The 14,394-nt window shown below is 36.1% G+C and carries 13 protein-coding genes; 4 read left to right on the top strand and 9 right to left on the bottom strand.

The window, feature by feature from the left end; all coding sequences use genetic code 11:
- Positions 1-122: 122 nt before the first annotated feature.
- Positions 123-2,720 carry a CBS domain-containing protein gene (locus ACERII_RS16085; protein WP_373643721.1) on the bottom strand — a complete coding sequence of 866 codons (2,598 nt, stop codon included), beginning with the start codon at positions 2,718-2,720 and terminating at the stop codon, positions 123-125.
- 60 nt (positions 2,721-2,780) lie between these two features.
- Positions 2,781-3,323 (bottom strand): CDP-diacylglycerol--serine O-phosphatidyltransferase, encoded by a 543-nt coding sequence (gene pssA / locus ACERII_RS16080; protein WP_373643719.1) that lies wholly within the window; start codon positions 3,321-3,323, stop codon positions 2,781-2,783.
- 106 nt (positions 3,324-3,429) lie between these two features.
- Between pssA and ACERII_RS16075 the strand changes: the two genes are divergently transcribed.
- From ACERII_RS16075 to ACERII_RS16060, 4 genes are all read left to right on the top strand, one after another.
- Positions 3,430-4,212, top strand: coding sequence for a phosphatidylserine decarboxylase (locus ACERII_RS16075; RefSeq protein ID WP_373643717.1), 783 nt, complete (start codon positions 3,430-3,432; stop codon positions 4,210-4,212).
- 8 nt (positions 4,213-4,220) lie between these two features.
- Positions 4,221-5,333, top strand: a complete 1,113-nt coding sequence (locus ACERII_RS16070) for a CdaR family transcriptional regulator (RefSeq protein WP_373643716.1) — start codon at positions 4,221-4,223, stop codon at positions 5,331-5,333.
- 123 nt (positions 5,334-5,456) lie between these two features.
- Positions 5,457-6,869 (top strand): glycolate oxidase subunit GlcD, encoded by a 1,413-nt coding sequence (gene glcD, locus ACERII_RS16065; RefSeq protein ID WP_373643715.1) that lies wholly within the window; start codon positions 5,457-5,459, stop codon positions 6,867-6,869.
- A complete protein-coding gene (locus ACERII_RS16060; protein WP_373643713.1) occupies positions 6,866-8,191 on the top strand; it encodes a (Fe-S)-binding protein in 1,326 nt (441 codons plus the stop codon). The genes glcD and ACERII_RS16060 overlap by 4 nt, the downstream gene beginning before the upstream one ends.
- A gap of 65 nt (positions 8,192-8,256) precedes the next feature.
- Here the strand turns inward: ACERII_RS16060 and mnhG are convergent, their stop codons facing one another.
- From mnhG to ACERII_RS16025, 7 genes are read right to left on the bottom strand one after another with little or no spacing between them, the layout of a single operon-like run.
- Positions 8,257-8,619 (bottom strand): monovalent cation/H(+) antiporter subunit G, encoded by a 363-nt coding sequence (gene mnhG / locus ACERII_RS16055; protein WP_373643711.1) that lies wholly within the window; start codon positions 8,617-8,619, stop codon positions 8,257-8,259.
- Positions 8,600-8,881: a Na(+)/H(+) antiporter subunit F1 gene (locus tag ACERII_RS16050; protein ID WP_373643710.1), complete on the bottom strand. Its 282-nt coding sequence runs from the start codon at positions 8,879-8,881 to the stop codon at positions 8,600-8,602. Before ACERII_RS16050 ends, mnhG begins: the two co-directional genes overlap by 20 nt.
- Complete coding sequence (locus ACERII_RS16045; protein ID WP_373643708.1) at positions 8,881-9,357, bottom strand: Na+/H+ antiporter subunit E; 477 nt, start codon at positions 9,355-9,357, stop codon at positions 8,881-8,883. Before ACERII_RS16045 ends, ACERII_RS16050 begins: the two co-directional genes overlap by 1 nt.
- Positions 9,358-9,362: 5 nt before the next feature.
- Positions 9,363-10,853 carry a Na+/H+ antiporter subunit D gene (locus tag ACERII_RS16040; RefSeq protein ID WP_373643707.1) on the bottom strand — a complete coding sequence of 497 codons (1,491 nt, stop codon included), beginning with the start codon at positions 10,851-10,853 and terminating at the stop codon, positions 9,363-9,365.
- Positions 10,846-11,184 carry a Na(+)/H(+) antiporter subunit C gene (locus ACERII_RS16035; protein ID WP_373643705.1) on the bottom strand — a complete coding sequence of 113 codons (339 nt, stop codon included), beginning with the start codon at positions 11,182-11,184 and terminating at the stop codon, positions 10,846-10,848. The genes ACERII_RS16040 and ACERII_RS16035 overlap by 8 nt, the downstream gene beginning before the upstream one ends.
- A complete protein-coding gene (locus ACERII_RS16030; protein ID WP_373643704.1) occupies positions 11,184-11,609 on the bottom strand; it encodes a Na(+)/H(+) antiporter subunit B in 426 nt (141 codons plus the stop codon). Before ACERII_RS16030 ends, ACERII_RS16035 begins: the two co-directional genes overlap by 1 nt.
- Positions 11,606-14,005 carry a Na+/H+ antiporter subunit A gene (locus ACERII_RS16025; protein ID WP_373643702.1) on the bottom strand — a complete coding sequence of 800 codons (2,400 nt, stop codon included), beginning with the start codon at positions 14,003-14,005 and terminating at the stop codon, positions 11,606-11,608. The genes ACERII_RS16030 and ACERII_RS16025 overlap by 4 nt, the downstream gene beginning before the upstream one ends.
- Positions 14,006-14,394 lie beyond the last annotated feature (389 nt).

Here is a 14,394-nt window from a genome sequence, read left to right as displayed (position 1 = left end):
CTTCTAATCACAATGTATATGTTCATCGTATTGAATTATTAACTCCTTGTCAAAGAAAAAGGAGGTATCGTGACTTTTCTTTATTGATTACCTCCAAATTAATTGATTTTTTTGATAAGTAGTTACTTATCTTTTTTAATATGTTCATAAAACAGTAAAACTTTTTCCATTAACTGATCAACATTATACTCTGGATTATCCAATTGTAATTGTTCGCTATATAATAATATTTCCTTAAAGAGAGGACCTGGGATTACACCATAACTTTTTAACAAGGTACCGTCAATCTTTCTTGTAAGTTTTTCTCTTTTGATTATATAATATTGACCTTTTAGAGCTAATTTTTCAGGTGATACAGAAAAGTATGCCAGTAAAGCATCGATGCCTATTTCTGAAAATAGTTGATGATAATTACTTAGTTTATTATCTGTTACATTTCTTAAGGGATCTGAAGCACACAATAATTGAAAGTCTTTTATTAATTTTTGTTCTTCTTTTTTAAAACAATAAGATAAAACTTCAGTCCAAGAACTTGTTTCATTCATGGAGGTAACGAAACTAAGATATATAATCCAGATTGAATTCGATATAGGAATTCCTTCTTTTTTCATTTTAAAGATAGCGGAATATAATTGTTCCGTTTTTGTGCGAATAAGAAAGTCTGACTCGCTTTGTTTTATTAAAAATGGAAGTATCCCTAGTTGAAGTATTCGATCTATTGCTTTAACTGGGTTTTCTTCAAAGAATAATCTAGATAATTCATTAGAAATTCTTTGCTTTGAAACGGAAATAAGATTGTTTGCTGCTTCCTTTGCAAAGGATTGGGTTTGTTTATCCATAAAAAAGTCGAACCGATTTTCAAATCGAATAGCACGTAAAATTCGTGTGGGATCCTCTACAAAGCTCAAATTATATAAAATGTTTATTTTTTTCTTATTTAAGTCTTCATAACCATTAAAATAGTCAAGCAAATCTCCAAATTCCTCTTGGTGAATACAGATGGCCATTGCATTGATGGTAAAGTCCCTACGAAGAAGATCTTCTTTAATTGTAGATAATTCTACTTTTGGTAACGCTGCTGGAAAATCATAATACTCAGTTCTAGCACTCGTAAGATCTACCTTTAACCCAGAAGGATGCTTCCACGTAGCAGTTTGAAACTCTTCGTGGGATCTGATATGACCACCGATTTTTTCTTGTAAATGATAGGCAAAACGGATTCCATCTCCTTCAAGAACGATATCTATGTCCTCGTTTTTTTTCTTTAATAAAATATCACGTACAATTCCCCCAATTAAATATGCTTTCATTCCTAAGGATGATGCTTCTTTTCCAAGAAACGAGAACAGATCAATTATCTCAGAAGGCAGTAATTGTTCCATTAACTCTTTTATATTTTTTCTATTAGGATGCTTAGTATAGCCAGATTGATCTTTCTGCTTTTTTCCATGCATTGCTTGAATGATGTCTGTCCTTGACACAATTCCAATAATGCCTTCTCTATTAACTACAGGTAAGCGACCAACCTGCTTCTTTATCATCATATCTTGAATGAAATCAATACTAGCTGTTTTCTCTATTGTAATTACATTTCGACTCATATAGCCTTTAACAGGAGCATGTCCGAATCCGTGGTGTAATGCTTTATCAATGTCTCTCCGAGATATTACTCCAATTATTTTATTTTCTTCTACTACTGGAAAACCGGTGTGCCCGTATCGATACAACATTTTGGACGCATCTTCAATCGTTGTATCTTTTGCCACTACACGGACGGGGCTTGTCATGATATTTTCTGCTGTTATATTTGGTTTTACGATGGCCGGTAGTTCATTCCTAACTTTGTCGAGTATTAGCTCCACTTCCATATATTTTTGCATGGCAGAAGCGGCTTTTTCATGTCCACCTCCATTTAAATTCTCTATGATTGGTAAAACATTTATTCTATCAGACGAAGAACGAGCTGTAATAAATACTTTGTCTCCCATTTTAACAATAGAAAAAAATGCATCTGCTCCTGAAGCATGTAATAGTTTACGTGTTATGTATGCCAAGTTTCCTGTATAGTCCACTTGAGTGTGAGAACTTATAACAATTTCTGTATCATCTACAAGATTGGACTCACTGTTTTCTAATAAGGTGTAAAACAAGGACTGTTCGTTAGGGGAGAAAGAGCTTTCTCGAAATTGTTCTACCACGGACAAATTTGCGCCATTATCCAATAGCCAACCACCAATAAATAAGTCTCTAGATGTTGTTTGCTCGTATGTGAACGCTCCAGTATCGGAGTATAAACCTAGCGCAAATACAGTAGCATCAAAAGGGGTGATTGTTATTCCATGTTGTTGAAGTTGTTCTGATATAATCGTAATAGTTGCTCCAACGGAAGATATATATTTTTTTGCATCTTTTATAGTATTTAGATGTTCTGGGTGGTGATCGTATATAGTCAATTTGGCGTCTTTTATGTAGTTCTTTATATCACCTAAGCGTGAAAGCTGATTTGTATCAACAATGATCACTTCACTGATAAGACTCCATGAAATGTCACCACTTCTTTTAAATCGAAATGTGTCCTTATAAATTGATAAAAATTGATGAACACCTGAACTGATTTTGCTTGGTAAAACTAGCTCAGCTTGAGGATATAGTTTCTTTGCTGCAATCATGGAAGCTATACCGTCAAAGTCTAAGTTCGTGTGGGAAACAATTACTTTCATTTTATACCCTCCCATATGTAAAAACGTCTTCCATATCATAATGGAAGACGCTAGTAAATATTATACCTTTTTTATACGGAAATTGCTTATCATAAGGATAGATAATGTTAAAATAATAAACATAAAGACAGGTTCGGCAATACTCCCGTTAATTAAATGACTGACTGTAAGGATACATCCAGCGGCTGTAATTGGTAATCCAACAAAAAAGCCTTCCTGTTCACTAATATTAAAGCGGGCTAGACGGATAGCACCACAAGCAATGAAAATAATAGTAAACATAGAACCAGCAAATCCAAATTCATTTAACGTTGACTGATAAAGTAATAGGGCGGGTGCGACACCGAAAGAAATAAGGTCACATAATGAGTCCAGTTGTTTACCAAGATCAGAAGTGATTTTCATTTTTCTAGCAACCATTCCGTCAAATCGATCGAAAATAGCAGCCAAACAAATGAAAGTGACACTTAATCCAAGCTGACCTTGAATAACATAAAGAATGGCAAATCCACCTAAACCTAAATTAATGATTGTAAATAAATTAGCGATTTGGGTACGGAGCTTTTTAACGGTATTATCAACCATTTGTTGAAGAATCAACATATATCACTCCTCATTTTGGTCTTGCTGTTAAGACCTTACTTAAATACCAATTATATCATAGCCTAATGGCTATCACTATTTTTTTAATACAGAAAGGATGTACATTATGAAAAGAGAACTATATAAAACAATGGTGGAACTTACTCAAAATCCTTTATACACAAATGTTTTGAAACGATTTGCTACTTCTAGAATAAGTGGGAAATTAACTAAATCGTTTGCTAATGTATACAAAATTAATCATGAAGAGCATGTTGGGAACATAGCTGATTATAGAAGTTTACATGAATATTTTATTCGTGAGTTAAAAGAGGGGGTTCGTCCTATTGATCAAAACGAAAGAAGTGTCGTAAGTCCAGTTGATGGCGTCCTTTCACAATTTGGTGTGATCGAAGAACAAGCTACTTTCCATGTGAAAGGGAAAGATTACTCGTTATCTACAATGTTAGGGCTTGAGAAAACGTCTGAGAGATACATTGGTGGGACTTACATGTTGTTCTATTTAAGCCCAAGAGACTATCATCGTATCCATAGTCCTTTAAGTGGTGAGGTAGTAAAACGTTATGCGTTGGGAAAATATTCTGAACCTGTCAATCAAATGGGATTACTGCTTGGTGATTATCCATTAGCAAAGAATTACCGACTAATTACGGAAGTAGAGAAAAACGGTAAGAGAGTTGCTGTAGTAAAAATAGGAGCACTTAATGTCAATAGTGTACAACCTTCCCATTTAGATACAACTGTGAACAAAGGAGAAGAACTAGCTTACTTTACCTTCGGGTCAACCGTTGTTTTACTATTTGAAAAAGGTATGATAGTTCCTACAATGGATGACTCTGATAAAGACATACAAATACAACATGGACAGCCAGTTGGGATATTTGTGTAGGAGGTAATATGAGACTGCTCTCTACTCTAGCACACCGAATCGTTAGGGAAGTAACTGCTGTTGTAAAGGAAGAAGTCATTGTTGTTGATGAAGAGGGAATTATCATTGCTGCGAGTGATGCAACCCGTGTTGGAAGTTATCATGAAGGTGCAACTTATGCAATTTCTAGAAAAGATATGTATGTCATCTCAGAAGAGGACGTTTCACGCTTAAAAGGTGTAAAAGCTGGAATTAACTTACCTATTTTTTTTCATCAACATGTAGTTGGAGTAATTGGCATTACTGGTGAACCATCTAAAGTGATTCAGTTTGGTCAACTTATTCAACGAATGACAGAATTAATTATCCAAGAAGCTTATTCGTCAGAACGATTAGAATCAAAAAATCGTAGTATGGAATCTTTTGTATATGAGTGGGTACATTTGCATGAAACAGATAGAGGGTTTATAGAACGAGGAGAAATACTTGGAATATCTATGGACCTACCTCGTCAATGTCTGTATATGGAGGTTGCAGATGATCCTGTACTAGAAAGAAAGGTACTGGATTATGTATCGCTATTTTTTCAAGAAGATAACCAAAATTTTGTCATTCGTTGGGGAAACGGTCGCTTTGTTATTTTGCTTCATTATCCTTGGACTAGTGATGATAAACTGAGACTTATGTTACAGCAGTGTATACAGTCGATGAAAGAAAAAATGCAGACGGAAGTATTTGTTGGAGTAGGAACGAAGAAATTAAAACCAAATGAGTTACACGAAACATATCAAGAGGCAAGAAAAGCTATACAGGTAGCTAAGAAGAAGCACATCGTTGTATATTATGAAGATCTAACGTTAGATATTGCATTAACAGAGTTATCTACAATGACAAAGAATAACTTTGTTAGACGAGTACTTGGGAGAATCAAAACTGATCAGGAGTTACTAGAAACAATCTCAACCTATTTGGATTGTAATGGGTCCATTAAAGAAACAGCGGACAACCTGCATATTCATATTAATACCCTTCACTATCGCCTTAATAGGATTCATGAAATAACAGGAATGTCATTAAAGAAAACAGAACATAGGGTTTGTTTTTATTTGGCTTTAGAGATGTTTGATAGTGATGTTGAATAATAAGACAAAAAGAAAGCTTCCCCTGCTATGTAATTTGTATGATCATACATAGAAGGGGAGGCTTTCTTTTTTTATACTAAAGATAATATTAATATTGAAAACCTTTTCGAGAGGGGAAATGACATGTTAACGAAAGAGGTTCGGAAAAAGTTAGTTGAGATTGTAGGAGAAATCAATGTCTTAGATTCTCAACAAGATATAGTAGTTTACTCTTATGATGCTACACCAAATTACCAAGCTATGCCCGATGCTGCGATTAGACCGAGAAATACGCAGGATGTTTCACAAATTGTAAAGATTTGTAATGAACATAAAATACCGATTGTTCCAAGAGGGAATGCTACAAATTTGTGTGGTGGTACTACTCCACTAGAAGGTGGTATCGTTATGCTTTTCACACATATGAATAAACTCCTAGAGATCGATGAAGAGAATTTGACGGTAACGGTACAACCCGGTTTGATCACTCTGTCTATGATTCAAGCGGTAGAAGAAAAAGGACTATTTTATCCACCTGATCCATCTTCAATGAAAATATCGACGATTGGAGGAAACATAAACGAGTGTTCAGGTGGATTGCGGGGCTTAAAGTATGGAGTTACACGTGATTATGTATTAGGACTTCAGTTTGTTATGCCCAATGGAGATGTGGTCCGAACAGGAGGGAAGCTTGCCAAGGATGTGGCTGGTTATGACTTGACTCGGCTTATGGTTGGATCGGAAGGAACGCTTGGAATCATTACGGAAGCTACGTTAAAGTTAATTCCACTACCAGAAACAAAGAAAACGATGCTAGCAATGTATGATTCCTTAGAGTCAGCAGGCCGAACTGTGTCCAAAATAATTGCAAATCGTATTATACCAGCAACACTTGAGTTTCTAGATCAGCCCACCATTCAAGTAGTAGAGGATTATGCCATGATTGGTTTACCAACGGATGTTGGTGCAATTTTATTAATAGAGCAGGATGGTCCTGCTGAGGTAGTTATTCGGGATATAAAAAAAATCGAGGAGATCTGCAAACAAGAGGGGGCGTTATCCGTTAACGTCGCGCAAACAGCAGAAGAAAGTGAAGCGTTAACTACAGCAAGGCGGTCCGCATTATCTGCCTTAGCAAGATTAAAACCAACCACAATACTCGAAGATGCCACTGTACCTCGATCAAAAATTGCAGAAATGGTTCGTGCTATTGATGAAATAGCAATAAGAAATAATGTACAAATTTGTACATTTGGTCATGCGGGAGACGGTAATCTTCATCCTACCTGCATGACGGATGTTCGTAATAAAGAAGAAATGGAACGTGTGGAAAAGGCGTTTGAAGAAATTTTTGATAAGGCCATTGATTTAGGTGGAACCATTACAGGGGAACACGGTGTAGGTACCATGAAGGCACCATATTTAGCTTGGAAACTAGGTAACGAAGGCGTTAGTGCCATGAGGGCAATAAAACAGACCTTTGATCCTAACAATATTATGAACCCTGGAAAGATGTTTGCAAAGGAAAATAAGGCTCGGGTGGTGGTTCAGAAATGACAAAGATTGATGATACACGTACTAATCAAATAGTAAAAGATTTTCAAGAGAGAATGGATTATGATGAATTGCTTAACTGCATGAGATGTGGCTTCTGTTTGCCATCCTGCCCCACATATATGGAGACAGGTGGAAATGAGGCAGCATCACCAAGAGGAAGAATTGCCTTAATGAAAGCAGTGGTTGATGGCAAAATGAAGCCAGATGAAGACTTTGAAAAGCAGTTAAGTCTATGCCTAGGTTGTCGTGCTTGTGAGCCAGCCTGTCCTTCTGGAGTGAAATATGGGAGTTTACTAGAGGAAGCTTTATCTATACTTCAAAAAGAGAAAAAACATTCAGTTCCTGTAAAGATGTTTCGTAGCTTACTCTTCGATCAAATTTTTCCGAAACAAACTAATATGCGTAAGTTTAGTAGTTTGCTTTGGTTCTATCAGAGAAGTGGTATTCAAAAGATAGCTAGGACGACTAAACTAACAAGAATTGCTGGAAAACAATTAAGTGCCATGGAGCGAGTATTACCAACGATACCGTCACCTAGTCAAATGAAAAATAGACCAACCTATATTCCGGTAGAAGGAACTGTGAAGAAAAAGGTAGCCTTCTTTTCTGGATGTATGATGGATACGTTGTTTATGGAAACGAATGATTCTACATTGTTCTTATTGGAAAAAGCGGGATGCGAGGTGTATATACCGAAAGCGCAAAATTGCTGTGGTGCACTTCATGCACATAGTGGAGAGAAAGAGAAAGCGAAGGAAATGGCAAAAGCAAATATTAAAGCATTTGAAGAGGCACAAGTAGATTATATTATATCGAATGCGGGAGGTTGTGGCGCGCTATTGGTGGAATATGATCATTTGCTACATGGTGATTCGGAGTGGAGTAAACGGGCTGAGGCTTTTGTCGAAAAGGTAAAGGATATTTCAGAAGTCTTATTGGAGGTAGGGTTACCACCTATGGAACTGTCTACACAAATTGTGACATACCAAGATTCTTGTCATTTACGGAATGTAATGAAAACGGCATTTGCTCCAAGGGCATTACTTAAATCCATTAAAGGCGTAACTTATATAGAAATGAAAGAAGCTGATCGGTGCTGTGGCTCAGCTGGGACGTACAATATTCTAGAGCAGGAAATGTCCATGCAAATACTTGATCATAAGATGACACAAGCAAAGGTCACTGGGGCAACAACAATCGTAACGGCAAATCCGGGTTGTTTATTGCAAATGAAGCTTGGAATTGAACGAGAAGGCCTTCAGGAGTCTATGAGAGCAATCCATATGGTAGATTTACTGGCAGAGGCTTTGAAAAATAAATAATAACAACTCTATATACAAAGAAAGGGGGCACCAACTTTTCGTTGGCACTCCTTTTCTATTTAGATCTAACTCCGTTGTTTCGTCTTTCTTTCTGCTCTTTTCATTTCTTTGGCCAGATCATCTTGAATGCTTTTATCCCAAAGCTTTACACCTACATTATAGGCTGATTTCGAAATCATAAAACCAGCTACAGGTGCAGTTAAAAATACGAAAAGTATTGTTAGTAGAAGCTTTCCGATAAATTCTCCTTCAATGACTAAGAAAAAGAGAAATGTTCCTATCATTACACAGATGACACCGAGAGTGGCACTCTTTGTAGCTGCATGTAATCTTCCATATACATCTGGGAAACGGATAATCCCTATCGAGCCAAGGACACTAAAAGCTCCACCCAACAGTATGAAGATGCTAATTACGATCTCTATCAAGCACCACACCTCCTTCTATAAACTTAGCTATAGCAATTGTTCCTATAAACGCTAATATTGCAATAACTAGTATAACTTCAGAATATGCTACTGTTCTTTGAACAATCATGATAATACCGATGAACCCAATTAGGTTTAGCCCAATTGTATCTAGAGCAACTAATCTATCTGACATTGTTGGTCCCTTTATAACACGTATAAAGCAAATTAGGATGGATAGTGACATGAGTAATAAGACAATGGTAGTTACCGTTTCAAGCATTACTTTGTCACCTCCATAATAGCTTTCTCAAAGGAATTGCGAATCTCTTTAATCGCCTCATTTTTATCAGGTACGTGGATAGAATGGACGAAGATAGTTCTACCATCCTCAGAGAAATTCATGGATAACGTACCTGGAGTTAAGGAGATTAAACAAGAAAGTAAAGTAACTTCCCAATCTGTCTTCAGCTTTGTTGGAACAGCAATAATTCCAGGCTTTATATCCATTTTAGGACTTAATACAATCTTAATTACATCTATATTTGCAAGTATTAACTTGTAAATAAATAATAGAATCAATTTTATTAACGCAACAACTCTTCTGAAGTAAAAATCAAAAGTTAAAAATCGTCTTAACACAAATAATAAAAGTAACCCAATAATATAACCGATTGCGAAATCTACACCAGTAAAGTTATTTTGAAGTAGCATCCATATGATCGCAATACCAATATTAAGCAGGATTTGAAATGCCATAGTACCTACTCCTTAAGTACAGAATTTATATAGATTGATGGATCTAACATTTGATTTGCTGCAGCCTCTAAAAGGATGAATAATGGCTCAGCAAGAACCCCCATTAAAAAGCTTATTATTACTAATGGAATTCCAGGAAGTAATAATTTGCCTATCTTCGTTTTCTTAACTTCTTCTGGTGTTAGGGATGGAGAACCCCAGAAAACATACATAAAGATTTTTATCATAGAGAAGAGTGTTAATAAACCAACGACCAAACTAACGAACACGATAAAGTAACGCTGTTCTTCAAGACCCGCTAATACAAGGGCGAATTTACTAAAGAATCCACTCATTGGGGGGATCCCAGCTAACGAAATTGCCGCAGCAAAGAACAACCATCCTAGATAAGGGTGAGTCTTTAATAACCCACTCATCTTCTTTAAATTCGTTGTACCTGTGACTTTCTCTGTTGTTCCACAGAACAAGAACAATGCTGTTTTCACAATCATGTTATGACCAATAATGTAAATAGAGCCAGCGATTGCAAGGGAGGTCCCGATTCCTAATCCCATGATCATATAACCGACCTGACTTACAATATGAATAGCTAAAATTCTCTTAAAGTCAAACTTAGAAACGGCTCCTAATACTCCAAAGAACATTGTTAAACCAGCCAAAATCAATACAATATTTAAGGTGAAGTCTTGATTATGGGTGAAAACTAGTGTGTATGTTCTCATAATTGAGTATACACCCACTTTTGTTAGTAGGCCGCCTAATAATGCTGCAACAGCTGTTGGTGGGACGAAATAAGAGTTAGGTAGCCAAAAATGAAGTGGTACTAGAGCACCTTTTAAACCAAATACAATTAGGAATAAGATCGCAATAACAGTTAAGATCCCAGACTCTTCCGCTGGTATTTGACTTATTTTGTCAGCTAGGTCAGCGAAGTTTAAGGTTCCGGTAACAGAGTATAGTAATGCGACTGCGATAATAAAGAACATAGAACCGAAAGTGCTTATTACAACGTACTTAAAGGATTCCCGTAACTGATACTTTTTCCCTCCCATAACAATTAACACAAAGGAGGAGATAAGCATTACTTCAAAGAATACGAATAGGTTAAAAATATCGCCTGTTAAGAAAGAACCATTTACCCCAGTTAATAAGAAAAAGTAAAAAGGATAAAAGTAATATTTTTCCCTATCAGGATGGAGCGTTTGAAAGGCAAAGAAAAGACAAGCGACCGCAACAATACTAGCAAAAACAATCATAATGCTAGCAAACAAGTCACCTACTAATACGATTCCATATGGTGCTTGCCAACTACCTAGTTCAAGTGTGATAATCCCGTCTTGATAAATGTTATAAATTAAGTAGATGGAAAGGAATACTAAGAAAAACGACGTAACTCCACTAACAAATCGTTGTACTTGTAATTGGTTCCTAAAAAATATTAGGATGACACCTACGATAAATGGTACCAAGACAGGTAGTAATACTAAATTATTCATCGGCACTACCCCTTAATTGATCAAGATCATCTGTTTTATGCTCTTTATATGTTCGATATGATAATACGAGTAGAAAAGCGGTAACCCCGAATCCAATAACAATAGCTGTTAGTATTAAAGCTTGCGGTAAAGGATCTGCATAGGCTTCTGCTGGTTCTCCTAATAGAGGGGGAGCTCCTTCTTTCAATCCTGCCATCGTTAGTAACAATAAATGTGCAGCATGGGAAAGTAGAACGATTCCAAGAACTACTCGTAATAAGCTTTTTGTTAAAAGTAAATACGTACTTACGGAGACTAGAACGCCGACCGTAATTATCATTAAAATCTCCATTACGAATCATCCTCCGCAATCGTTAGTATTATAAGCAATGATATTGCTACAACGACTAAATAAATTCCTAAGTCAAAAGGTAGTGCTGTTGTTAATTCAATCTCACCTAAAATTGGTACATCGTAATACCCAAAGTATTGAGTTAGGAATGCATCACCGAACAACATGCTGTTTAGTCCTGTTGCAATAGCGATTAACAACCCAATTGCAATTATTTTGGAATAATCAAAAGGAATTACCTTCTTAATCGATTTGATATCAAAACTAACATAAAGGAGGAGAAGGGCAGATGCTGTCATTAGCCCTCCAATAAAACCTCCACCAGGATTGTTATGTCCTGCGAAGAACAAGAAGATGGAGAAGGAAAGAATGATAAACGAAACAACTCTTGTAATCGTATGAAGCATTAAATAGTTCGTTTTCATAGATCTTGCCCCTCCTTCATTTTAAGCTTTATTAACGTGACAATACCTAATGCTGCAACCCCTAATACAAGAACCTCCAATAATGTATCCAATCCCCGGAAGTCTACGAGAATAACGTTTACCATGTTGTAGCCACCGGCTAATGGTTTGGAAGCTTCTACAAAGAATTGTGATATAGGCTCTATTTTTAGATCGTGACGTAATGCATGTGCACTGAACGCAATAAGTGAAACAAGTGTGCCCATGGCAATGGATATAACAAGATTTGTCATTCTAAATTTAGGTTTAAACGATTCTTTTCGTAACTCTGGTAAGTGGTAAAAACAAAGTAAAAATAGAACTACCATTACTGTTTCTACAAGTAATTGTGTTAACGCAAGATCAGGAGCTCTAAATACTACGAAAAGTAGTGCAACTAAAAATCCGATAACTCCTACACTAATAATGGCAGAAATACGGTGTTGAATAAAAGGTACACTGATTGTTGCCCCAATTAGAATAAGGGTGATTACCCATAAGTAAGGTGAAATCTCTGAAACGTTCGTAAAATCAAACGCTAAAGCTTCATAACGGAAGAAAGTCCAGCCTAACAAGAAAATCATAAATACCATCATGTATGCAAAATAGTCTCTTAATAATCCCGTTAACTGCATATCCGTAACACGCTTTGAGCCAGTTACTAGACCTTCAAGTCCACCGTCATAAAGTCGGTTTAATGGATCACGCTCATGTAAGAAGAAGGTAGATTCCTGCCAACGACTTAGATTAATGAACACTAATAGTCCGAAAAGAACAACCCCAATCGTCATAAATAGTTCTGTGTTCAATCCATGCCAGTGATAGATGTTGATATCACCTGGCTGAATTTCAATACCTGGTATGACAGATTGAACTGCTGGACCAATTATTGTCCATGAAAGGATATTTGGGAATAACCCAATAATAACAACTAAGGAAGCTAGAATAATTGGTGAAATCAATAATCCAATTGGAGCTTCGTGTGCTTCTTTTTCTAACTTCTCAGGCTGATATTTACCTGTAAATGTTTTAAAGAACATGATCATACAGTAAACAAAAGTAAATACACTTGCAATCCAAGCGATTATTGGGAATAGGAAGCCAAAAGTCTGTACATTGAATACAGATAATGTCGTTGCTTCTAATACTCCAGTAAAGAACATTTCTTTACTTAGGAATCCATTAAATGGTGGTAAACCTGCCATTGATGCAATTCCGATAATAGAAATGGTGAATGTTATCGGCATGATAGACATTAACCCACCGAGTTTACGTATATCCCTCGTACCAGTTTCATGATCCACAATACCAACAATCATAAAGAGACTGCCTTTAAAGGTTGCATGGTTAATTAGATGGAATATTGCAGCTATGATTGCTACTTCTGCTACATGGTCTAAAAAAGAGGCTGAACCTATTCCAAATAAAGCCATAATCAAACCTAATTGACTTATTGTTGAAAAGGCTAAAATCGCCTTCAAGTCCACTTGTCGAATTGCTGAAATGGAGCCCCAGATAAGTGTAAGCAGTCCAAAGCTTGTAATAATCCAAAACCATTCGGGAGTTCCACCGAAGATAGGAGTAGTTCTCGCAACTAAATAGATACCAGCTTTAACCATTGTTGCTGAGTGTAAATATGCGCTAACAGGTGTTGGTGCTTCCATGGCATCTGGTAACCAAATGTGGAATGGAAATTGTGCTGATTTTGTAAATGCTCCTAAAAGTACAAGAATCATAGCAGGAACAAATAGAGAACTCGTCACGATAACATCCGCTTGTGCAATGATTCCCTGAATACTAAAGGTACCTGTCATAATGTACAGAAGGCAGAAACCTGCTAACATGGCAAATCCACCTGATACAGTTATGAGCATTGATTTTTGGGCACCATATCGTGATTTTTCTTTGTGGAACCAATACGCAATGAGCAAGGAAGACGCTAAACTTGTTAACTCCCAAAATACGTAAATGACAATGAGATTGTCGGATAAAACAACCCCAAGCATTGCCCCCATAAACATTAGTAAATAAACGTAAAAGTTTCCTAATGGCTCATCCTTTTTATTTGCTATGTAATAGATAGAATAAAGGACGACCAATGTTCCAATCCCAGTGATTAATAGAGCAAATAATAAGCTTAAACCGTCTAAGTAAATTGTATAATTTATTCCTAAGGATGGAACCCAAGGAACCACTAATTCGGTCGGGTTAAGTGTTGCTCCAAATGGTAGAACGTATTGTAAAAGATAAAGAAATAAAACGAGAGGAAGAGCTAATACAAACCACCCTGTGTGTATATGACGAAAGCCTTTATAAAAAAAAGGAACGAAAATCGCCATAATGAAAGGTGCTAATACTAAGAAGTGAAGCGTTGACAAATGATTTACCTCCTTTTTATAAACGTAATAATTAAGTTACATATCAATTCCTTTTATCCATATTAAGCGCAAATAAAATTATAATATAAAATGTTTATCGTTGCATCTCTCATCACTTTACGATACCCGGAATTACTGATTTTTATTAAATATGTAGAAACTCAACTTAAAATCGAAAAAAATTTTTTTAATCTGTGTATTTTTTGTGAAATTTTCACATGTCGCGACTGAGTAATTGGGAAATTATAGATTTTTATATAGAGGCACCCCATGTATATATTAAGGAATAAAAAAATTATTATATTTTGGAGGATAAGAATTTATAAAATTTTTTTGAACTTAGAAAGATGTCTAGCTCCAGGCGCCATCGGCTCGTGTCAAATAACCTG

The organism is Evansella sp. AB-rgal1 (assembly GCF_041820985.1).
GTDB lineage: Bacteria > Bacillota > Bacilli > Bacillales > Salisediminibacteriaceae > Evansella.
This window is presented reverse-complemented; position numbering and strand designations above follow the sequence as displayed.

Bases quoted from the DNA above. Each gene is read 5' to 3' on its own strand.
- pssA (WP_373643719.1), bottom strand. From the start codon at position 3,323: ATGTTGATTCTTCAACAAATGGTTGATAATACCGTTAAAAAGCTCCGT.
- ACERII_RS16045 (WP_373643708.1), bottom strand. From the start codon at position 9,357: ATGGCATTTCAAATCCTGCTTAATATTGGTATTGCGATCATATGGATG.
- ACERII_RS16030 (WP_373643704.1), bottom strand. From the start codon at position 11,609: ATGAAAACGAACTATTTAATGCTTCATACGATTACAAGAGTTGTTTCG.
- ACERII_RS16070 (WP_373643716.1), top strand. From the start codon at position 4,221: ATGAGACTGCTCTCTACTCTAGCACACCGAATCGTTAGGGAAGTAACT.
- ACERII_RS16050 (WP_373643710.1), bottom strand. From the start codon at position 8,881: ATGCTTGAAACGGTAACTACCATTGTCTTATTACTCATGTCACTATCC.
- glcD (WP_373643715.1), top strand. From the start codon at position 5,457: ATGTTAACGAAAGAGGTTCGGAAAAAGTTAGTTGAGATTGTAGGAGAA.
- ACERII_RS16085 (WP_373643721.1), bottom strand. From the start codon at position 2,720: ATGAAAGTAATTGTTTCCCACACGAACTTAGACTTTGACGGTATAGCT.
- ACERII_RS16040 (WP_373643707.1), bottom strand. From the start codon at position 10,853: ATGAATAATTTAGTATTACTACCTGTCTTGGTACCATTTATCGTAGGT.
- ACERII_RS16035 (WP_373643705.1), bottom strand. From the start codon at position 11,184: ATGGAGATTTTAATGATAATTACGGTCGGCGTTCTAGTCTCCGTAAGT.
- ACERII_RS16060 (WP_373643713.1), top strand. From the start codon at position 6,866: ATGACAAAGATTGATGATACACGTACTAATCAAATAGTAAAAGATTTT.
- ACERII_RS16075 (WP_373643717.1), top strand. From the start codon at position 3,430: ATGAAAAGAGAACTATATAAAACAATGGTGGAACTTACTCAAAATCCT.